Raw genomic sequence first — 20,550 nt, forward strand, 5'->3', positions numbered from 1 at the left:
CGAAGACAAAATGGACTGATATTTTCAATATTATAATGTTATACTGTTTATAAAAGGAGGCTCTCTCCATGATTTATGCATTTGGTGAAGTGATGATGCGGCTGGAAGCACCACAGTATCAAAAACTACCACAAGCGTCATCGTTGCTTGTGTCTTATTCTGGAACCGGCGTCAATGTACTTAGTGGATTAAGCCATTTTGGTCATGAAACTGCGATGATTACCAAGTTGCCAAACAATTCACTTGGTGCGGCTGCGAAGTCCTATCTCCAATCTCTTGGTATTCAAACAGGGCAGAGCATTTATGGTGGAAATACGCTCGGACTCTATTTCCTTGAGCGAGGATTCGGTGGAAGAACTTCCACCGTCACTTACACGGACCGGAGCCAAAGCAGCTTTTGCACATCGCAATTGGACGAATTCGATTTAGACAGCTTGGACGCGGCAAGCCTCATTCATTTTTGCGGAATTAGTTTAGCAGTCTCCGCCCATACACGGAAATTGACGCTCGCTGTTGCTCGTAAAGCAAAAGAACGTGGGCTGACGATTTCGTTTGACTGCAACTACCGCCCGAAACTGTGGACAAACGGATACGCAGAAGCGCAACCCGTTTATGAGGAAATGCTTCGTCTAGCCGATATTTGTTTCATAACAGAAGCCGACGCAAAGTTGATCCTTGGCTTCAAAACCACATACCTACATAAAAAAGAGCAAATTGGGGACCTGCTGCCACGAGTTGCGCAAACGTTCCATATACAACTGATTGCAGGAACAATTCGCGCGGTAAAATCGGTTTCTGAACAAACACTCATAGGGTTTCTTGTCAAAGATGGATCGGTCACTTATTCACATATGCACCACCTGCATGTGTTAGACCGCATTGGTGGAGGGGATGGATTCGCAAGCGGCGTCTTGCATGGTTTGCAAACAAAGATGCCACCTGAAGAATGGATTGAATTCGCCACGTCAGCTGGAGTCTTAGCTCATACAACCGTTGGCGACTCGCCTGTCTCCACAATTACAGATGTCTTGCGTCTCAAACAAACACTTGATTTAGAAAGGTAATGAAAATGAAGTTAAACCGAAAAAATGGGCCGTTATATACACAAATAAAAAACATCCTTAAAGAGCGTATTTTAAGTCAAGTCTATCCCGTCAGGTCTCTCATACCACCTGAATCACAACTTGAACTTGAGTTTGGTGTCAGCAAAATTACAGTTAGGAAAGCAGTGGAACAACTGGCAAGTGAAGGTTATGTCGATAAACGTAGTGGAATTGGTACAACAGTGCTTGATAATGCTGCTATTATTAATATGTCGACAGGACAAAATTTCTCAAGCCATTTGCTGCAAGCAGGCAAGCAATTGTCTAAGGAAGTGCTGTCCATTTCGCAACAGACCGCACCGCCAGACTCCTTGAAACACATTTGCTCAATAAAAGCGTACACGTTAATTGAAAGGCTCTATTATCTTGATCAAAAGCCTTATATTTATATGGTTCATTATATCCCGAACACGATTGCCCTTTCCTTAGAACCGGGGATCTATGAACGGTCGCTTTACAACGCCCTGCAAGAATCTGGCGTTTCCTTTAATCGGTTTAGAGACGAGTTTCATGTGGCTGCCCCACCCATGGCAGTGAGCAAACTCCTGCTCATAGAACAAAAGCCACTGCTTGTACGAACGCGCTCTGCTTACGACTTACACGAATCGCTGATCGAGTATTCCATTGCTTATTATTTAACTGACTTGCATAGCTATGTCATTAATTTCAATGTGTAAAGCCAAATGCCTGGATTCTCCTTTTTTCTATTGGAAACTCCTGGTCTTATCTATACGCCTGTCTTTTTATTACTTCCAACTGTTGACAGACTTTTTGTTCGGGAGTATGATTCACTTGAAAAAAGTCTTCAAAGATAATCTTCATCGCCAATGGTCGATCGTTCCATTTAACCAAAGAAGGAGTCAGAATGAAACGCATTCCAAAGCTAATAAAATTCCCAACCGATCTCGTTCAGCAGATTGAAACCTATCGAAAAAAGAAAAAGATCAGCACGTTCTCTGGAGCAGTATACGCCTTGTTACGAAAAGGCTTGCAAGGAACGGACCGCGATAACGTCCGTTGATCACGTTTTAAAGGCTACGATCCACTAACGCCTTCATTTTGCCATGCAATTTTGCAACAGCCTCCGTTTTAGTTAGGCTCGTTTCTTTATCAATAATAGATGAATACACATGGGGAATGACCTTTTCAACCCCTTCATCAAGCGCAATTTGCACAATTTCTTCTACATTTTCTAAGTCAATTCCACCAGTCGGTTCAAGCCAAAACGATTGTTTCGCACATGCTTTTGCAACAACGCGGTATTCATCAACCGTTTCAAGCCCCCTCATCGGGAAAAATTTAACGGAGTTTGCGCCCATATCTTTCATCATCGCAATCGCTGTATCAATTGGCACAACGGCCGGCTCTTCCTTCGAACTAAGCGGTCCAGTTGAAACGGCTACATAGCCAGGCTTTCCTGTAGGCGACACAAGGCAATTGATAATTGTGTCTTCATTCTCAACAGCTGCGCGCGTGTAACCCACTCCTGTAAAAACTTGATTAATGTGCTTTGGTTTATAGCTTCGCACGATTTCGCCAACCATCTTCCATTGGTTTGGGTCTCCTGCACCTAAACCAACCGAGACACAGTTGTCAATTTCCACTCCATAACCCTTCATTGCCTCTGCTGCAGCTTCGACTGTGCTATAGTTTTTCGACAATACGCCAATAAGCGCGTACCCCTCCGCTGCTTCAAAACAGTCTTTTGCGTTTTCAATTGAGCTCGCAAGCACATTTACACTAACGCGGCCTTTATAAAATGGACTCATCGCTTTCCCTCCCATAATTCGTTAAACCGCTTCACAATGAAATCAGCGTCGCCATCAAGCAATGGCCGCGGATCTAAATCAATATGCCCTTCATTGGCATGGTAATCGCGTGTATAGATCGGAATATCGCCTTTTTTAAGCAACTCGACCAACTTCACCGCACTCATCTTTCCAAGATCGCTATCAACATGCACCCGCGCGCGTACAATAGGCCGCCCAGCAGGGTCTTCCGTAGTTTCAACACGAACTCCTTCAAGCTGATTCAATGCGTCAAAAACCTTGACTACGTCATGCTGTTCAGCAAGGCTCATCGTTTTTTGTCCATATTCATCAAGCGCAGCCAGCAGACCAAACACAGTTTCTTTGCCTACTTTCATCGCCCGGCCAATATAGGATCGATGTGCGACTGCATAAGAAACAAACTCGTTTTTCCCAGCTAAAATCCCACATGACGGACCTTCTATCGCTTTGGATCCACTAAAAATAACAAGATCGCTCACTTCGCTAAAAGTTGAAATGCCATCTTCCGCAGCTGCATCAACGATCAACGGAATGTTTTTTTCCTTGCACACTTTGTAAATCGATTCAAGCGTTGGCATATTTTTTTGGACGCAGTGATGGGATTGAACGAATAAAACAGCTGCTGTTTTCTCATTTACTGCATGTATTACATGTTCGGGCTTGCAGCCATTGGCGTAACCAACTTCTTTTACAATGCCGCCTCCAAGATAGACCATCGTCTCAATTGGCGCACCGTAATCAACATTATGGCCTTTCATCAAGATGATCTCATTCGCTAGTTTCGGTGCTTCCTTATGAAGATGTTCAACCAAATAAGGATCCTCTTTTGTAATAAGCCCGGCGATTGCTAACGTTAATGCTGCGGAAGCCGAGTTTGTAATCATCGCGCTTTCGCTCTGGCAATGGGCGGCAACTAGTTCTCCTGATCGCTTATAAAGCTCTGCCATTTCAAAATAGTGCTTGCCGCCATAAGCGATTCCACTTAAAACAGCTTCTGATAACGTCGAAACTCCTAAAATCGTCATTCTGCCACTTGCATTGATCGTCTTTTTTAAGCCATAATCAGAGCTCATGATATAACCCTCCAATGTATACGCCAATTGGTTTAATTGTCGTCTTGCTGTACCGTTTGTTTCCGTATGAATCAATTAACTCGCTGCTTTCGTCTACTTGTCGAAAAACGGTAAACTCTGCTTTTGCCCCCGGACGAAGCTGACCAAGGTCAGCGCGCCCTATTGCTACTGCTGGCTTTTCCGTGACGGCTTGAATACATGATTCTAGTGACGACCCAAGCGCTAGCAACTTTGTTAGTGTCGTTGCCATACTATAAACCGGTCCACCCTCCTTATTGCCGTTATAAATATCCGTGCTGATTGTGTCAAAAACCACACCCGACGTTTGTCCATACTCAGCCGCTTTAAAAGAAAAGCTTTCCGTTCCATGACCAATATCAAGCAAGACGCCCCGATCAATCGCTTTCGTTAGAGCAGGCAATGGCGTTCCTGTTTGATTAAATACATTGTTTTCTTTCCCGTTATAACAATGTGTGACTATATCTCCTGCGCTAAGCAAGTGCAGGATGTCCTCCACTTGTGGCGGCGCACTGCCGATATGAACCATCAGAGGCTTTTTCACACGGTCTTGCAGCTTTTTCGCCAGCTTTAAAGGCTCGATGCCACTTTCCCCAACAACACTACCGCTCATCCGAGCTTTGATTCCAACGATAAACGCTGGATACATTGTCATTGCCGCCTCTGCTGCATCTAAAGAAAGATTTGTTAAATCGCTTAATTCATCGGTCCTCGATAGTCCTACTCTTGAAATGTTTAAAAAAGACAGTACACGCGTTTTGCAACGTTCAGCAAACTCATAAAACTCCTGTATGTCATCAGCGCCACAAGTACCCGCGTCAACAACCGTTGTCACGCCTGTCTTCCAACCAATATCATCGGCCTCTGCCCCGTATGGAGGATACTTTGGAAACGCATGGGTGTGTAAGTCAATCCAACCAGGAGAAAGATAAGCATCATCAGGCAATTCGATCACATCTGCGCTGCCATCATACTGTTCGGACACTTCTTGAATCAGCCCCGCTTCAACAACAACGTCTCTCCTCTTTCCATTTGCTAGTTTTATATGTTTAAAGATCTGTTTCATAACAATGGCATACTCCTTCATCGTACATATGCATGATTTTTAAACAGGAAAAAAAGCACCCAACACCATCGCTCCGATGATAGCCCCTCCTGCTACAGGCTTATTCCATAGATAAAACAGGGCTCCTCCCAAACAAGAGCCTAAACCAATCGGGATCGACACGCTAGCAGCGGAAATAATGATTAATGGTCCAAGAAATCTTCCGGCCGAGTTTCCGGCTCCCATCATGACATCGCTACCAAACGTTGAATTCGCTTGGCCAACTGTTAATTTTTTAATTAAAATGACAATATAGCCGATTGCAACGCCTAGCGCTAATCCTGTCAACAATGAAACCCAAAAATTTTCAATTGGTAAAACAATGCCCGCCCCGAGCAACATCGCTGGAATACCAATCCCCACTCCCGTTAAAATGGATCCGCCAATGTCCAAAATACCAACGAGCCCACCTTCAAGAATACGGGCAAACAAAAAGCTTGCTCCAAATGCAGCTGCAGCTCCATACCCAGCTCCTTGAATTCCGGCTTCAAGCATGGCAACAATGGCTACTTCGTTAAAAGCGCCAACTTTATGTACATAATACATATGGGTCCCGGAAAAAATTCCGGCAGAAAGTAGCGCTACAATAATCGGAAACGACCAATCCGCATACCAAAATGATTTTTTGTATTTTAAATCGCTCTCATCTAATTGTTGAATTTTCTCAACTTCCACGCGTATTCTCCTCCTACTCTACAGAAATCAAGCTATGCAATTGCTCAAGCCAAGCCGGGACATTCATATTTAAGCTTTCGATTAATTCAATATCGATTTGGCGGAAAAACGCACTTAGCATAAACAAGACAACAATAGCCGCAAATAATGCTTTTGTCACTTTATTCCATCCGCCATCGTCTACTCCCTTACCGACTAAGATTCCTAAAACAACGCCAGGAACCGCGTTTCCCATAATAATATGAGAGAGCCCGCCAAAGACTGTTCCCCAAAACCCCGTTCGCTTTCCGGCATCTAAAGCTGCCAGCCAAAAAATAACAGGCATGACTGGGTTAATAAGCCACTCCGCAGCAGGTGCGAGCACTTCTAGCGCAACATTCCGCAATCCTACTGGTATTGCCGCTGTTGTTGAACTTAAAAATGCAACAACCACCATTCCTATAATAGCTCCTGCAAAACCCATTTTTTTCGGGTCATGCATCGTTTCCTCTATGCTACTTCCTTTTCGCATAACAAGAGCTGCAGCCCAGTTTGGGATAATCCGGTGATCAACATCTTGGGTGAATGCCCCTGCCCCAACCGCTGAAGCCCATGCATTAAAGAAGAAACCAAGACCAAATGAAAAATGCGACACACGGTCTCCAGCACAAGCATTCATCTCACCTAAAGTCCGAAATGCGCCCAGCGCTTGTGACTTTGGTGCATGGAACATACGTGCCGCTCCAATGCCTACCGCAAACCCAACAAGTCCACCAATGACAAGTGACTTCAGCAAAATGACTATAAACTCGCTCATATCTTTACCTCCTCTAAGGAGTAGTCTTTTCGTTCCATTGAATCAATTCTTGATTGAATGATTTTGTTGCGACTCCCACTCTTAATGTTATATGGTAAACCACTTTTTTTCGGGGCATGAACAAAAATAAGAAACGTTCGGTATAAGTAAGAGTTTCAGCCTTTAACACTTCCACCGATTGTGGCTCCATCCGCAGGAGCAATTGATTGTTCCCTTTAAACACTTGGCGTTGGATTTTGCTCAGTGCATGGCTAATCGCCTCTTCTTTTGAGCTTCCTTTTCCGCTCACATCTACGTGTTTGTTTCCTTGTTCAACCACAGCTGCTCACCCCTGTTGCTTTTTTAAATAAGCTTCCACAATCCGTTTACCAAGCTCTTCTTTATCCATAAACCCAAACCCTAAGACTGTATAGCCATCATTAATCGCAGTAACTCCTTCTTCGATCGATCGCATCCCGTACTTTGCTTTATAACCATATTTAGTCTGAGCGGTAATGGCCCCTGCGCCACCGCTTCCGCAAAAAGAAATGCCAAGGTCGGCAGCGACTTTATTCATCTCATCTCCTAGTTTCATATCCGCCCCCATACCAGGGACAACGATGGCCTCCGCTCCAGCTGCTTCGGCCCCCTTTCCGACATTTTGACCTTTCCCTAAACGGTCGGCAATAACAATTTTCATATGATTGGCTCCTTTTCTTCTTTCATTAGTTATAGTTGGTTACTTCAAAATGAATCGCTAATAAATACGCCTCATCATCTGGCAAATGTTCGAGTAGCCGGACGATTGATCTTGCTTGCTCTAAAGACTCGTTAGAAAGCTCATTAAACATCGCTTTATCCAGAGGATCGATTGGCGCTTTGTTTGCAGAGCGTAAGATCATTTCCGCTAAGTGATTGACTAGTGCTTCTTCCTGATAGCTCTCAAGCGTCTGCTCCTTCCCTATAAAAAAGCGATTTGCTTCTTCATGCAGTTTTTGGCACAGAGCTTCATTTTGACTTTTTCGATAATACTGGCCATAGCCCATTTTCCCACACCCCTTTTTTATACAGACTGTTCTTCCGATATGTAAGCGTTGCCTATATGCCAACAGTATACGCCAACTTCTCTATAAAGTACATAACATTATAATGTTTATTTCTAGTCTTTTGTAAGATTTTCTTTCGAACGTTTATTTAAAACCCCAGAAAACAGGGGATGGCGTGTTTTTCCTTACTCACTTTATTCATTTGTTTTAGTTCTTTCATAGACGGGTAGACATAACAATGTAAGCAAAAAACAGTCAATCAACCAAATAGATATTAAAAAAGAAGGGGCGATTTTCGTGCGTAATCAAACAAAACATTTTATTAATGGAGAATGGATCGAACCCGCTGGATCAGACACAATTGAAGTGATAAACCCTGCAACCGAAGAAGTGATTGGCAAGATTAGCGCAGGTACAAAGGAAGATCTCGACAAAGCCGTTGCTGCAGCAAAAGCAGCTTATCCTTCTTTTTCTAAGTCTACTAGAGAAGAACGAATTGACTGGCTAGAGAAGATTGTTGAAGGTTATAAAAAACGCAGCAGTGAATTAATTGATGTAATGACAGATGAACTTGGTGCTCCTCTGTCTATTTCAGAGCATGTTCATTTTAAAATGGGACTTGCACACTTTAAAAAAGCGGCTGAAGCACTCAAAACATTCTCATTTTCAGAGGATCGTGATGGTCATACACTCGTGAAAGAGAGTATTGGGGTTAGTGGTTTAATTACACCATGGAACTTCCCAACCAACCAAACATCTACTAAAATCGCCGGCGCGATTGCAGCAGGAAGTCCAGTTGTATTAAAACCAGCTGAAAAAACGCCTTATGCGGCAATGATTTTAGCAGACATCATTCATGAAGCTGGCGTTCCAAAAGGGGCATTTAACCTTGTAAATGGGACAGGTGATGTGATTGGCGACGGTATTAGCTCACACCCTGATATCGATTTTGTATCCTTTACAGGTTCTGGTGGCGTTGGTGAAAAAATTATGCAAAACGCTTCTAAAACCATTAAAAAAGTTGCACTTGAACTTGGTGGTAAATCACCACTTATTGTACTAGAAGATGCGGATATGGAAAAAGCAGCAAAAATGGCCGTTTCCAATATGTTTATGAATACTGGACAAGTGTGTACCGCAGCAACCCGTATTCTTGTGCCTAAGACAAAGAAAGACAAATTCGAAGATGCCGTTCAAAAAGTCCTACCATCATTCTCAATGGGTAACCCGCGTGAAGATGGTCATAATGCAGGACCACTTGTTTCTGAAGGTCAGTGGGATACCGTTCAATCGTACATTCAAAAAGGAATTGACGAAGGAGCGACTGTACTTGTAGGTGGAACTGGTAAACCAGAAGGTCTACACAAAGGTTACTTCGCAAAACCAACTGTTTTTACAAACGTTTCGAACGATATGGTCATTGCTCAAGAAGAAATCTTCGGCCCGGTTATCTCGATCATTACGTATGATGATCTTGATCATGCATTGGAAATCGCCAACGATACGATTTATGGCCTTGCAGGCTACGTCGTTGGTAATGACCCTGAACAGCTACGCTATGTTGCTTCAAACATCCGTGCCGGTCAGATTACCGTTAATAACGCGCGGACAGACTTTATGGCGCCATTTGGCGGTTTCAAACAGTCTGGTATCGGCCGTGAGTGGGGTGACTTCGGTATTGAAGAATACCTTGAAGTTAAAGCTGTACTTGGAATGCCCTCTTAAATAGGTAACACTTGTGAGACATCATTTATGTGGAAGTTAAGACGAAAAAAAGCCTTGCAGCAAGCTGCGAGGCTTTTCCGTCGCCCGCAAACAGCGAAATGCATACTGGACGCGTGATTTTTTCATCAGTAAAACGGCGTGCGACATTCTTGATCAATCGAGATTTTGTCAACAAACTGAACTCCGCATGCAGGAACTTTCTTCTTCTTACTCTTCATTTTTGTTGATGATGCCATACAGCACGACGTCTTCAAATAAACCATTTTTTACTACATGGTCTTTTTGGATTCCTTCATATTCCATCCCGCACTTTTCCATGATCTTTCCAGAGGCAGGGTTTGATTTCAAAAATCGTGCATAAACCCGGTGGTATTTCTTTTCACTAAATACAAACTCAATAACTGCCTTTGCTGCTTCTGTTCCGTATCCATTGCCCCAATACTCTTCTGCTATCCAGTAACCCATTTCCCCATTTCGATGAGGTTGCTGATTCGACATACTAATTGCGCCATATAACTGTCCGCTAAACTTATCTGTTACTGCAAATTCATATCGTTTATTCTCTTCGAAATTCTGTTCATGAGTCGAAATCCATAAAAGAGCGCAATCCAGTGTATAAGGATATGGAAGAGTTAACGTACTCTTATATAGATTATAATTGTTGCACATTCTACTGACCGTTTCAGCATCCTCTTTTTTAAACAAGCGTAAAAGCAAACGATCTGTCTCAATTGTTTTCTCTGTTTTCTGATAAATAATCCCTTCACCTCATTCTCCTGATTTCAGCCAGATATTGCATTCCATTATACATGAAAACACATTGGTCAATTCGTTTTGTTACATGATTCTGTAAATAATATTAACGAATGATGTATAAGAAAAAACCTAGGCGGATACAATGGTTATTGTATTCCCTATTCCCCCTTTAACCTCTAACAAATTGTTAGAGGTTTTTTTGTTTTCCACGCTCTATTCATACATCGTCTTCGGACAGGCATACAATGATATATGCTTCGTTCCGGAAGGATGAAAAACGTGAATAGCTCTACTTCTCTAGCTTCTTTCTATGCACTTACTGCTGTTTGTTTCTGGGGTATCTCATTTGTATCTGCCAAGGTGGTTCTCCCGTTTATTGATTCAAGCACGCTCCTTTTTATAAGATTTGGGATCGGTGCACTTTTTCTGTTTCTCTTGCTCCTTTTCTCAAAAGGAGCTAAACTTCCGCCTCTCCGCTATTTGCCTCACTTATTTGTATTAAGTGTTATCGGTGTTTTTGTGCATCAATTGCTGCAACTTACTGCGTTACTTACTATTGATGCCTCAGCAGCAGGCTGGATGATTTCATTTGCACCTGTTTTTACGGTAGCTTTATCAATTGTATGTTTAAACGAACGCCTAACGCCTAAAAAATCAGTTGGTATTGTCATCGCAACGATTGGTGTGATATTGGTTATCTCTGGCTCAAATGGACAATCAGTTGCTTTTTATGCCAACATAGGTTATTTCCTCAAGCTACTAAGCACGCTGAATTGGGCGATTTATTCCATTTTGTAAAAACAAATCGTGATTCCTTTACCACCTCTTGCGATTACATGTTATACATGCCTTATAGGTGCGTTATTATCGATGCCTCTTTTCCTCTCAAACGAGGGCACTAAGCAACTTTATTTAATAGGTATAGTTGAATGGTCACACTTATTGTTTTTAGGTATTTTTGTTTCTGGAATTGCCTATTGGTGCTGGTCTAAAGCGATTAACACAATTGGTGCTTCTCGCACCTCTTCTTTTTTGTATGCGGAACCGATTGCTACACTGATTGCAGCTGTCCATCTTCTCAATGAAAAAATCGTACTCATAAGCATGGTTGGCGGCGTCATAATTATAGGAGGAGTTATTTTAATGAACAGAAGTGGCGATAAGTTTATAACTAGATATAAGAGGTGATTGCTACAATGTTTACTAAAAGGATTCATCAAGTGTTAGGGTCCTTAAAGTCGCCGAATATGACCGAACTACGTGATGCCATACTCTCGCTTGATGCAAAAATGAAAGATGTGTCTCCTTATTTAATGCAAGACGAACACAAACCTTATTACCGTCAATTGCTGTTCCAGTCTAAGGAAGTGGAACTGCTTGTTATGAACTGGTCTAATCTAGACTGCGCACCCCATGATCACGGGAATTCATTTGGATGGATTCAAGTGGTTAGCAATGATTGTCAAAATACTGTCTATAAGACCAATGATGACGGTATACCGCAAGAACTATTTACCCAAACCCATAGAAACGGAAAACTCTTTCTCGCTCCAAGAAAAGGGATTCATAAAATGAAGGGAAGAAAAGGTTTAGTTACGTTACACCTTTACGCGCCACCCATTACCGGAATGAAAGTTTATGATTTACAAAAGTGCGCAGCATGCGTTGTTGCGGATGATTGTGGTGCCTGGTGGCCAGAAGAGCAACGGCAAAAGATAAGAGAATATCAACTCGCCAGTCCAGCATTGAATAAAGAATAAGAGGGTATAGTGACAAGGAAACGAATATGTTAAGGAGATCAAAAATGGAGGAAACAGATGCTTATTTCAGAATTGCAACCAACGAAGTTAACAGATGACCAGTTAACGCAATTGCTGTTTCATTATAAAGAAGATGATGGTCAAGCCGGAGAATGCATTTTCGTCCCTGGCAGCAGCAAAGCTGTTGAACTTCGAGTACCAAAAGCAATTGAGTTGTATAAAGCTGGAAGAGCACAAAAAATGCTTTTCTCTGGTGGGGTATCTTGGGACCAAACGAAAAAGCCGGAAGCCGTCATGATGGGTGAACGAGCTTTGAAAGAAGGTGTACCGGCAAACGATATTTTAATTGAAGACATCTCCTTACACACAAAGGAAAATGTTCTTGCATCGTTGCTTGTACTCGATCGTGCCTTCGATTTGCATAATATTAACCATATGATCATCGTTACCGCAGAGATCCACATGCGACGCGTCTATTTAACTATGAACATGTATATGCCTAGTTGGATCACATACTCTCTCTGTCCTGTATCAGACCGGACAACAAAAGAAAGCAATTGGTTTTCGAACCGTTATGGCCGCAAGCGGGTCGAAACTGAAGCGACCAAGCTAATCGATTATACACGAAGAGGGGCAATTGCTGACGAAGAGTTAAAACTGATTTAATCTCGTCAGTTTATCCTCTTCTTTTCTTTAAATACCCTCTTCCGTTCTTCCATAGGACACGCAAATTCCCCTCCTCTATTAGAAGAAAACGTCAATTCCTTTGTCCTTATTTTTTTCATAGATATCACAACGATAGCGCTCTTCCATACCGGGCGCCGTCAAATACTGTAAGATCATCTCGAGCGTATTTGGTTTTTTGCTTTATGATGAAATCCTTTGATATTCATTTCAACAGTACGTCGTTTACAACGCCAAAAAACACTCCTTGTACAAGGAGTGTTTAAACGAAAGCTTCTTAGCGCGTATAATACATTAATGCAATCGCACCTGGACCTGTATGCGTACTAATAATAGGAGACGTTTCCATGATCGAGAAATTAAAGTCATCGCGCACCTGCTTCAAGCTATCCAGGACTTGCTTACTAAAACGTTCTGCTTCAATATGGGCAATGCCTATATACCCAATATCTGAACCTTCCGTTTCCGTCTTAAATTTATCCGTTAAGAATTCAACCACTTGCTTATACGAGCGCTTTGTTGCAACAGGCGTATATGCCCCTTCCTTAATAGCGGCAATTGGCTTAATCTTCAAAAGTGAACCAAGTAACGCTTTTCCTTTACCGATTCGTCCACCTTTTGCCAAGTATTCTAGCGTATCAACCACAATATACAATGAAGTGTTAGCACGGATTTGCTCAATCTCTTTAAGAATATCTTCTATTGATGCGTCAGCTTCTGCCATTTCAGCAGCCCGTTTAACTTGAAATGCTAATGCGGTTGAAATAAATTCAGAATCAACAACAGTCACGCCACTACCAATTTGATCCGCTGCCATTTGTGCAGATGTAACTGTACCGCTCATTGCACTTGTCATATGAATGGAAAGAACATGGGAATCGGGCTCCGCAAGCAGCTCTTCATAAACACGGATAAATTCCCCAACTGGCGGCTGAGAGCTTTTTGGTAACTCTTCGCTTGTTGTGAGTAAGTGAGCAAACTCTTTTTTACTAATATCAACACCATCTAAATAAGTGGTGCCTCCTATATTAATCGACAACGGAACGACCGTAATTCCAAGTGCATTCAATTCGGCTTGATCGAAATCACAGGTAGAATCCGTTACAATTTTAATTTTCGTCATGGAAGCCTCCTTCTAACTAATTTACTTTTTTCTACTCCCATACGTTACAGGCATTTATGCTTGTAGTATGACATAGCAGGAAAGCGATGTAAACGCTTCCTAAACTAGCAGAATAATAATAATACACTGTATTTCCATAATTGTTTGTGCAATGTTGAAACTCATTGATTCTCTTACTGTAACATGACTTAAGTTGAATACCAAAGCAAATCCATTGGTGTCATTAGCTTTACCTAAATTTTAGAAAAAGCCCTCTCTTACATAAAAACAAGACCTTCATCTTGTTATTTATTGATGTGCGAATAGAAGATACGTTTCTTTCTCCACACTCCCGGCATACACTTCGCTTTCCGCGGGCGACGGATGAGCCTCACAGCGTAGCCGTGGGTCTCATCATCATCTTTTCTCCCGCAGAGTCTACGTGTATGCCGTCCGCTAGTTGCAGATCCCTATAGTATAAAAATTTAAAACAAATTGGTTACAGAAAAGAGTTGCCGTCCGTTTTACATAACGCATGTGTGTTGCTAAGCAAGGCCCGCGGTTCGATTGTACAGCCTGTAAATATCCATGATAGTCAATGCCCCACTCACTTTGATCGGTTAAAAAACCATTCGTGACCCCACATACTTTTACTCCAAAAACAACAATTAAGTCAAATAGAACATAAAATAAGCCAATCTGCATTTTTCGTAGATTGGCTTTACGTTTTTTGTTTATTCTTCGTCAAGAGACAGGCCGTCGACATGCTTTCTTGACATCGTATTTTTTGTTTTGCGGTACTCTTTGCTCTTAAAGATAATGTCAAAATCGTAGTCTGCCGGATACAGCTCACTTGCCGATATCGCTAGCTCGAGCCGCTTATGGTTCACCGTTTTCTTCTCGCCTTTTATTTGCACCACATAGTTCCCCGATCCGTCCGGACCCGTATAAACAATCGCGGTCTCTCCAGTTGCTGCCACTGTTACATTGTCACCTTGACTAAATGCTTTTACCGTGTCTTCGGTACCTTTTCTTTTTTTCGTTGATCGCACGTATTTATTGATAATCACCTGGCGTTTGTAGTCGTCATGATTCAGTTGGTCTTTGCTGAACCGATCTGTATAAACAGACGCTTCTTTATAAGCCACTTCATGAGCGCGTTCAACCATCGATGGATGCATGCCTAACTTTAAAGCAATATCAAATGCTTGGCTTTTCCCTGTTTTTCCGAGGAGTAGCCTGTACGTTGGGGCAAGAGTTTCCAAATCAAACTCCATTGATGCATTAAGAAAACCTGACGTCGTATGAGCGAATTCTTTCATTTCGCTATAATGGGTTGTCGCAAACAACGTTGCACCCTTTTGATACAATTGCTCTAAAATGACAATAGCAAGTGCCATTCCTTCTGCTGGGTCGGTACCTGACCCAAGTTCATCAATCAAGACAAGAGACCGGTCATTTGTCTGGCGCATGATCTCGATAATGTTGACCATACGTGAACTAAATGTGCTTAAATTATCAGTAATGCTTTGTCCATCACCAATATCAACAAACACTTGACCGAAAAGAGCCGTTGAGCTTCCTTTTTCAACCGGTATTGGTAGACCTGATTGTGCCATGAGCGTTAACAGCCCTATTGTTTTTAGAGTGACTGTTTTTCCGCCAGTATTCGGACCCGTAATGACAAGCGCACGTTCGTTTTCACCAAAGCGAATGGAAAGCGGGACTGCATTTTTACCCAGCATTGGATGACGTGCTTGTTTTAAGTCAATATGATACGCCTCATTTACAGTCGGGGCGATCGCATCAATTGCCTGGCTGTACTTCGCTTTTGCAAAAAGCACATCATAGTGGTGCATCACTTCAATTGCAATCTGAATTCCATATTCATAGGAGAGCAACTGTTCAGTTAGCTCATATAAAATTCGTTCAACCTCTGCTTCTTCTGCCATTTTCATAATCGAGATTTCTTCTTGAAGATCGCTTAATACGGTGGGTTCCATAAACAGTGTTGAACCAGAAGAAGACGCGTCAAGCACCGTTCCATCTACTTTTGCGCGATACTCCTTTTTGATCGAAAGCACAATACGGCCATTTCTTTCCGCTGAGGTCTTATCTTGTAAATAAGGTGTGTAGCGTTTGTTTTTCACAAGGCTTTGCGCCTTGTCTTTTAACTTATCTCGTAACGTCACCAACTGGCGTCGCAAGTACGCAAGATCACTTGATGCATGATCATCGATTTGCCCGTGACGTAAGCAACCAGCAATTGCTGTTTCAAGTGGCTCCATCTCTTCAATTGAAAAAGCATAACTCGAAACCACAGGCGCAATTCCTTCTTTGTCTTTCATAAACGCCTTTAATTTACGACAATGATCTAGGAATGATAGCACGTGCACGAACTGATCGGCACGGACGTACAATCCTTTTTTTGCCTGCTCTAAATACTGATCGATCTCTCCAAGACTATGGATTGGCACACTCCCACTTCTAGTAAGGATACCAAGCGCTTCAGTAACCTCCGCTAATTTCTGTTCAACTTGTTTTCTGTCTTGTAGAGGTTGAAGATCGATTATTGTTTGCTTCCCGGCCTCGGTGCGGGCGTAAGACGCCATTTCAGTTAAAATATCATGAAAGCCTAGTGCTTCAAATGCTTGTTGATTCATTTTCATTTTCCCTCCTAATTTTTCCTGGCCTCCATAAACGCATGCCTAGACGACAAAAAAGCCGCCATGAACAAAGCGCTCATGACGGCAGGGTATACGTATGGTGAGAGGCGCTGATCACGGTTTTTTAAATACAAAAAAACCATGACACCTCTGCCATAGCAATAACTTCCCTTTTGGCTATGATGCGTGTTCTTAACTGATACCAACATGCGCACAAATAAACAAACGTCGCTTCACCACGTTTTTTTGCATGTAGGCTATCCAATTTGTTGGATTAGTTAAGAACAACCAGATACATAAAAAGATCTCCTTTTAAAAGGGAATAATTGATTTCACACTTATCTTATGAAATGAGGAGTTATTTGTCAATGGTACTTCATATAGAGAAAGAACAATTAATTATTCCATCTCCCCATGACAACAGTATGGTAATAATGACCATCTGAAAGCTTTTTATCATTTTCTAAAATACCTTCAATCTTAAAACCAAACTTTTTATAAAGATTTATCGCTGGAGCGTTTGTTTCTAGAACACTTAACGTTATTTTTTTTATTCCGATTGCATCAGCCCATGCAATCGATTCTTTTAGAAGGTTTGTTCCAATACCGAAGCCCCAATAATCTTTTAAAACACCTACTCCAAACTCTACTTTATGGGCAAATCTTTTTAATTGATTTCCTTCGCATCTTGAAAAGCCAACAATGTTCTCGTTAACTGTTGCAACTAGAAAAAGGTTTTTTAGATCTTTCGAGTCTGTCTTAATTAATTGCTCAAAATCACTTGTATCTAAGTATGCTTCCCCTTTTTCTCTATTTAGATTTTGTGTTTCACCATCAATCTGCAATCTAATTTCAGATAAATTTTTTGCATCTTTATTACTAGCAGGTCTTATGATGAAGCAGGTCCCGTTCACATTAAATGTCTTCTGAAGAACAACCATCTCACTTACCTCCTTGTTAGTTAGTTGCCATGTAGTTCAAGGACTTATGTAAAAATCCTCGGCTTGATCTAGAAATCCCTTTAGCTTGATTCTGCCTAAGAACAAGAAAAAAGCACGGTTCGGCACAATGCCGAACTCATGCTCATCTTTTATCCTTTTCGTACTACTTTTGCTTTTAAACCCATCAATAGTTCATACACAATTGGTACGATAACAAGTGTTAACAATGTCGAACTTGTTAATCCGCCGATTACTGTAATACCAAGACCTTTTGAAATGAGCCCGCCGCCTTCTAATCCAAATGCAAGTGGTAGAAGCGCCCCAATTGTTGCTAATGCCGTCATTAAGATCGGACGTAAACGAGTTGTGCCCGCTTCAAGCAACGCATCTCGAGTAGAGAGTCCTTCTTTTTCTTTATGAATGACGCGGTCGATTAGCACGATTGCATTCGTGACAACAATACCGATAAGCATCAGTACACCAATTAATACCGAAATACTAATCGTTTCACCTGCAATGAGTAGACCAACAATCGATCCAATCGCAATAAATGGTAAGGAGAACAAGATCGCAAATGGAGCTAGGCCACCACCAAATGTAACAACTAAAACAAAGTAAACAATTGCAATTGCTGCTAGCATAGCTAAACCAAGTTGTGTAAACGATTCTTCAATATCAGCTGTAACGCCACCAATTTGCGTAGTGACACCATCTGGAAGCTCTAACTCATTAACGTCATCCATAATGGCCGCCGATACACTAGACACATCTTCAGACAAGATCTTGGCAGAAGCTTCTGCATAAACCTGACCTTCTCGTCTTGTAATCGTTGATGAAGTTGTTCCTTCTTCAATGGTTACAAGGTCCGAAATCGGTACTTCTGTTCCGAATTGAGTCTGTACCGTTACATCTGTTAATTCATCAATATTATCATACTCTTCTTCATCGGTTGCGATGATTACATCTAAGTCTACTCCATCTTCAACAACCGTCGTTATTGCGTCATGGCTATCAACAGAGTAAAGAGCCATTCCTAGTTGTGCAGTCGTTAAACCAAGTTCGCTTAACTGTTCCTGATCGACAGAAAGTGTATATTCATCATAACGATCGGAAATGGTTGTTTCCGGTTCATCAAGATCTTCGTATCCAGCCATTAAATCAGCTACTTCATTTACGACTGGTTCAATTTCTGCTTCAGAGTCTCCATATACACGAACAGAGAAATCACTTGATCCCATTCCACCTGTCGCAATATCTTGAGATGCCCATGTCCCGTTTTCCGTTACAGCTTCAAGATCCTCAATCACTGCATCTTTTTCAGCTGTAAAACCTTCATAGTCATCATCATACAAGATGTAGAAGATTGCTGAATTGCCACTCGATGCCATCATAGGCATTGGGCTTTGACCACCAAGCGAAAATTGGAATGTATCAATGCCGTCGCGTTCGAGCAGCACCGCTTCTGCTGCATCTACATCCGCTTCTGCATCGTCAAATGTTGTTCCTGCATTAGGGGAATACGTTGCAAAAACCATTTTTTCTTCTTCTTCAGGTAAGAAACTCACGCCAACAAAAGGTGTGAGCATTAAGCTCCCAACTAATAACGCAACTGCTATTAGCGACGTAATCCATTTATGATTAAGCGTCCAGACGAGTAATCGACGGTACGCACCAGCTAATTTGCCTGGCTTTTCTTCATGGTGCTGATGTTTTTTGGGAATTCCTTTTTTAAACATTGAATGAGCCATCATCGGCACCACTGTTATCGCTACAAGAAGCGATGCAAATAAAGCAAAAATCACCGTTAATCCAAATGGAAGGAATAATTCACCGACCATACCTTCAACGAGCCCAAGTGGGAGAAAAACCGCACTTGTTACAATGGTTGAAGAAAGGATTGGCTTAAATACTTCTTTTGTTGCGTCTTTAATTAACTCGCGCCCGGACAGAGATTCCTGTTTCGATCCCATTCGTCTAAAGATATTCTCAACCACAACAATGGAGTCATCTATAACCCGACCAATTGCGACCGTCATCGCGCCTAACGTCATTAAGTTCAATGTAATATCAAGTTGCTGCAAAGCAATCAGGGCGATAAACAGCGAAATCGGAATGGAGATAACCGATATAATCGTTGATTTGATGTTACGTAAAAACAGCATAATAACTAAAATAGCAAATAACGCTCCGAATAATGCTTTGCTAATCATGGTGGCTACTGCTTCTTGGATCGGTTCGGCTTGATCCATTGTAATTGAAATCGAAGTGCCTTTCGCTTCAAAATCGGCAATAGCTTCTTTAACTGCTTCCGCCACTTCAACTGTATTTGCATTTGACGCTTTTACAATTTCAACGCCAATTGATGTTTCGCCATTTGTCCGTGAGATTGAGCTTGATTCTGTAACGACCTCAACGTCGGCTACTTCTTCAAGTGCTACAGTCTCCAGTTGCATCGGTGGCATTTCGTCTAAACTAAATTCTTCCCCACCTAAATCACCACTCGGGGGAGCCACGCCTTCCATTTCTTCCGCCCCAGGAGGAACCATCTCTGGCATTCCCTCCATGCCAGACGTATCTGGAATGACTGGTAGTTGCAACGATCGCAAATCTTCAAGTGTAGTCGCGCGACCATCGATTACAACCGACTGTTCAGCCCCTTCAAACGTATAAAGACCAAGAGGGAACCGCATTGACGTACCTTGTAAAAGTTGGGTGACCACCTCTTCAGTCAGCCCATTTTCAGCAAGTGCATCTTGATCAAACAAAATTTGTACTTCTTGTGCTTCTTGCCCTGTTGCAGTTACTGATGCAACTCCTGAAAGGCCTTCTAAGGAAGGAACCACTTCATCCTCAACCATTTCAGTTAGTTCAGCCAAGTCCATACCTTCTTGTGAAACACTTAGTGTAAGAACTGGGAATGCACCAAAACTAAGGCGTGAAACAGTCGGTGTTTCAACACCGTCAGTAAAATCAATGCTTTCGACAACATCTTTTACTTCTATTTCTGCCTCTTCCATGTCTTTGCTAAATTCATACTCGATTTGAATCGAAGAAAAATTTTCGAAAGAAGACGATTGAACGACCGCTACTCCGTCTAAATTCTCAATCGCTTGTTCAATTGGTATGGAAACCTCGTCAGCAATTTCCTCCGGTGTTGCTCCAGGATAAACGGCCGACACACTAACAAGAGGGGCATCGATATCTGGAATAACCTCTTGATTCATTGTCGTTCCAGCGTATATGCCTGTGATAGCGATAATAATGGTTAATAGCCAAATCGCAAACTTGTTATTCATCGAAAACGAAATGATTGATTTCATTGTTTGACTCC

General features: G+C 42.0%; 21 protein-coding genes. 8 read left to right on the forward strand and 13 right to left on the reverse strand.

Annotated elements, in window-relative coordinates:
- Nucleotides 1–68 precede the first annotated feature (68 nt).
- The 3 genes from BK584_RS13785 to BK584_RS24660 all read left to right on the forward strand — a co-directional run bounded on the left by BK584_RS13785 (nt 69) and on the right by BK584_RS24660 (nt 2,124).
- Entirely contained in the window at nt 69–1,064 is a 996-nt protein-coding gene (locus BK584_RS13785; protein ID WP_078393145.1) for a sugar kinase, read from the forward strand.
- 5 nt (nt 1,065–1,069) lie between these two features.
- Nucleotides 1,070–1,780: a GntR family transcriptional regulator gene (locus tag BK584_RS13790; RefSeq protein WP_078393146.1), complete on the forward strand. Its 711-nt coding sequence runs from the start codon at nt 1,070–1,072 to the stop codon at nt 1,778–1,780.
- Nucleotides 1,781–1,968: 188 nt separating this feature from the next.
- Complete coding sequence (locus tag BK584_RS24660; RefSeq protein ID WP_169871272.1) at nt 1,969–2,124, forward strand: hypothetical protein; 156 nt, start codon at nt 1,969–1,971, stop codon at nt 2,122–2,124.
- A gap of 7 nt (nt 2,125–2,131) precedes the next feature.
- On the opposite strand, the gene dagF is transcribed toward BK584_RS24660, so the two are convergent.
- Genes dagF through BK584_RS13830 form a run of 8 tightly spaced genes read right to left on the reverse strand, consistent with a single transcriptional unit; the run spans nt 2,132 to nt 7,585 of the window.
- Nucleotides 2,132–2,872: a 2-dehydro-3-deoxy-phosphogluconate aldolase gene (gene dagF, locus BK584_RS13795; protein ID WP_139365675.1), complete on the reverse strand. Its 741-nt coding sequence runs from the start codon at nt 2,870–2,872 to the stop codon at nt 2,132–2,134.
- Complete coding sequence (locus BK584_RS13800) at nt 2,869–3,966, reverse strand: DgaE family pyridoxal phosphate-dependent ammonia lyase (RefSeq protein ID WP_078393148.1); 1,098 nt, start codon at nt 3,964–3,966, stop codon at nt 2,869–2,871. Before BK584_RS13800 ends, dagF begins: the two co-directional genes overlap by 4 nt.
- On the reverse strand, nt 3,956–5,050 hold the full coding sequence (locus BK584_RS13805) for an amidohydrolase/deacetylase family metallohydrolase (RefSeq protein ID WP_078393149.1): 1,095 nt from the start codon (nt 5,048–5,050) through the stop codon (nt 3,956–3,958). The genes BK584_RS13800 and BK584_RS13805 overlap by 11 nt, the downstream gene beginning before the upstream one ends.
- 39 nt (nt 5,051–5,089) lie before the next feature.
- Complete coding sequence (locus BK584_RS13810; protein ID WP_245808861.1) at nt 5,090–5,764, reverse strand: DUF4310 family protein; 675 nt, start codon at nt 5,762–5,764, stop codon at nt 5,090–5,092.
- 13 nt (nt 5,765–5,777) lie between these two features.
- Nucleotides 5,778–6,560: a DUF4311 domain-containing protein gene (locus BK584_RS13815; RefSeq protein ID WP_078393150.1), complete on the reverse strand. Its 783-nt coding sequence runs from the start codon at nt 6,558–6,560 to the stop codon at nt 5,778–5,780.
- Between the two features lie 13 nt (nt 6,561–6,573).
- The gene (locus BK584_RS13820; protein ID WP_078393151.1) at nt 6,574–6,879 is read right to left on the reverse strand and encodes a DUF4312 family protein; all 306 of its coding nucleotides are present in this window, start codon (nt 6,877–6,879) and stop codon (nt 6,574–6,576) included.
- 6 nt (nt 6,880–6,885) lie between these two features.
- Nucleotides 6,886–7,239 (reverse strand): SFCGS family glycine-rich protein, encoded by a 354-nt coding sequence (locus BK584_RS13825; protein WP_078393152.1) that lies wholly within the window; start codon nt 7,237–7,239, stop codon nt 6,886–6,888.
- Between the two features lie 25 nt (nt 7,240–7,264).
- Complete coding sequence (locus BK584_RS13830; RefSeq protein ID WP_078393153.1) at nt 7,265–7,585, reverse strand: PRD domain-containing protein; 321 nt, start codon at nt 7,583–7,585, stop codon at nt 7,265–7,267.
- Nucleotides 7,586–7,882: 297 nt separating this feature from the next.
- Between BK584_RS13830 and BK584_RS13835 the strand changes: the two genes are divergently transcribed.
- A complete protein-coding gene (locus BK584_RS13835) occupies nt 7,883–9,310 on the forward strand; it encodes an aldehyde dehydrogenase family protein (protein WP_078393154.1) in 1,428 nt (475 codons plus the stop codon).
- Nucleotides 9,311–9,517: 207 nt separating this feature from the next.
- Here the strand turns inward: BK584_RS13835 and BK584_RS13840 are convergent, their stop codons facing one another.
- Nucleotides 9,518–10,069: a GNAT family N-acetyltransferase gene (locus BK584_RS13840; RefSeq protein WP_078393155.1), complete on the reverse strand. Its 552-nt coding sequence runs from the start codon at nt 10,067–10,069 to the stop codon at nt 9,518–9,520.
- A 276-nt stretch (nt 10,070–10,345) separates the two neighbouring features.
- On the opposite strand from BK584_RS13840, the gene BK584_RS25090 reads away from it, so the two are divergent.
- From BK584_RS25090 to BK584_RS13855, 4 genes are read left to right on the forward strand one after another with little or no spacing between them, the layout of a single operon-like run.
- Nucleotides 10,346–10,864, forward strand: coding sequence for a DMT family transporter (locus BK584_RS25090; protein ID WP_245808862.1), 519 nt, complete (start codon nt 10,346–10,348; stop codon nt 10,862–10,864).
- Nucleotides 10,865–10,873: 9 nt separating this feature from the next.
- On the forward strand, nt 10,874–11,254 hold the full coding sequence (locus BK584_RS25095) for an EamA family transporter (RefSeq protein WP_281255757.1): 381 nt from the start codon (nt 10,874–10,876) through the stop codon (nt 11,252–11,254).
- A gap of 8 nt (nt 11,255–11,262) precedes the next feature.
- Nucleotides 11,263–11,826: a cysteine dioxygenase gene (locus BK584_RS13850; RefSeq protein ID WP_078393156.1), complete on the forward strand. Its 564-nt coding sequence runs from the start codon at nt 11,263–11,265 to the stop codon at nt 11,824–11,826.
- A gap of 57 nt (nt 11,827–11,883) precedes the next feature.
- On the forward strand, nt 11,884–12,492 hold the full coding sequence (locus BK584_RS13855; protein ID WP_078393157.1) for a YdcF family protein: 609 nt from the start codon (nt 11,884–11,886) through the stop codon (nt 12,490–12,492).
- Nucleotides 12,493–12,787: 295 nt separating this feature from the next.
- Here the strand turns inward: BK584_RS13855 and BK584_RS13860 are convergent, their stop codons facing one another.
- The 4 genes from BK584_RS13860 to BK584_RS13875 form a co-directional block, all read right to left on the reverse strand.
- Nucleotides 12,788–13,633, reverse strand: coding sequence for a DegV family protein (locus BK584_RS13860; RefSeq protein ID WP_078393158.1), 846 nt, complete (start codon nt 13,631–13,633; stop codon nt 12,788–12,790).
- Between the two features lie 713 nt (nt 13,634–14,346).
- Nucleotides 14,347–16,275, reverse strand: coding sequence for an endonuclease MutS2 (locus BK584_RS13865; protein WP_078393159.1), 1,929 nt, complete (start codon nt 16,273–16,275; stop codon nt 14,347–14,349).
- A 398-nt stretch (nt 16,276–16,673) separates the two neighbouring features.
- Nucleotides 16,674–17,219: a GNAT family N-acetyltransferase gene (locus BK584_RS13870; RefSeq protein ID WP_078393160.1), complete on the reverse strand. Its 546-nt coding sequence runs from the start codon at nt 17,217–17,219 to the stop codon at nt 16,674–16,676.
- 149 nt (nt 17,220–17,368) lie between these two features.
- Nucleotides 17,369–20,539, reverse strand: a complete 3,171-nt coding sequence (locus BK584_RS13875) for an efflux RND transporter permease subunit (RefSeq protein WP_078393161.1) — start codon at nt 20,537–20,539, stop codon at nt 17,369–17,371.
- Nucleotides 20,540–20,550 lie beyond the last annotated feature (11 nt).

This window comes from Shouchella patagoniensis (assembly GCF_002019705.1).
Classification (GTDB): domain Bacteria; phylum Bacillota; class Bacilli; order Bacillales; family Bacillaceae_D; genus Shouchella; species Shouchella patagoniensis.

What these genes read in the sequence shown, in the direction of transcription:
- BK584_RS24660 (WP_169871272.1), top strand. Translation starts at nt 1,969, where the DNA reads ATGAAACGCATTCCAAAGCTAATAAAATTCCCAACCGATCTCGTTCAG.
- BK584_RS13830 (WP_078393153.1), bottom strand. Translation starts at nt 7,585, where the DNA reads ATGGGCTATGGCCAGTATTATCGAAAAAGTCAAAATGAAGCTCTGTGC.
- BK584_RS13865 (WP_078393159.1), bottom strand. Translation starts at nt 16,275, where the DNA reads ATGAATCAACAAGCATTTGAAGCACTAGGCTTTCATGATATTTTAACT.
- BK584_RS13825 (WP_078393152.1), bottom strand. Translation starts at nt 7,239, where the DNA reads ATGAAAATTGTTATTGCCGACCGTTTAGGGAAAGGTCAAAATGTCGGA.
- BK584_RS13855 (WP_078393157.1), top strand. Translation starts at nt 11,884, where the DNA reads ATGCTTATTTCAGAATTGCAACCAACGAAGTTAACAGATGACCAGTTA.
- BK584_RS13785 (WP_078393145.1), top strand. Translation starts at nt 69, where the DNA reads ATGATTTATGCATTTGGTGAAGTGATGATGCGGCTGGAAGCACCACAG.
- BK584_RS13790 (WP_078393146.1), top strand. Translation starts at nt 1,070, where the DNA reads ATGAAGTTAAACCGAAAAAATGGGCCGTTATATACACAAATAAAAAAC.
- BK584_RS13805 (WP_078393149.1), bottom strand. Translation starts at nt 5,050, where the DNA reads ATGAAACAGATCTTTAAACATATAAAACTAGCAAATGGAAAGAGGAGA.
- BK584_RS13800 (WP_078393148.1), bottom strand. Translation starts at nt 3,966, where the DNA reads ATGAGCTCTGATTATGGCTTAAAAAAGACGATCAATGCAAGTGGCAGA.
- dagF (WP_139365675.1), bottom strand. Translation starts at nt 2,872, where the DNA reads ATGAGTCCATTTTATAAAGGCCGCGTTAGTGTAAATGTGCTTGCGAGC.
- BK584_RS13860 (WP_078393158.1), bottom strand. Translation starts at nt 13,633, where the DNA reads ATGACGAAAATTAAAATTGTAACGGATTCTACCTGTGATTTCGATCAA.
- BK584_RS13815 (WP_078393150.1), bottom strand. Translation starts at nt 6,560, where the DNA reads ATGAGCGAGTTTATAGTCATTTTGCTGAAGTCACTTGTCATTGGTGGA.
- BK584_RS13870 (WP_078393160.1), bottom strand. Translation starts at nt 17,219, where the DNA reads ATGGTTGTTCTTCAGAAGACATTTAATGTGAACGGGACCTGCTTCATC.
- BK584_RS13850 (WP_078393156.1), top strand. Translation starts at nt 11,263, where the DNA reads ATGTTTACTAAAAGGATTCATCAAGTGTTAGGGTCCTTAAAGTCGCCG.
- BK584_RS13875 (WP_078393161.1), bottom strand. Translation starts at nt 20,539, where the DNA reads ATGAAATCAATCATTTCGTTTTCGATGAATAACAAGTTTGCGATTTGG.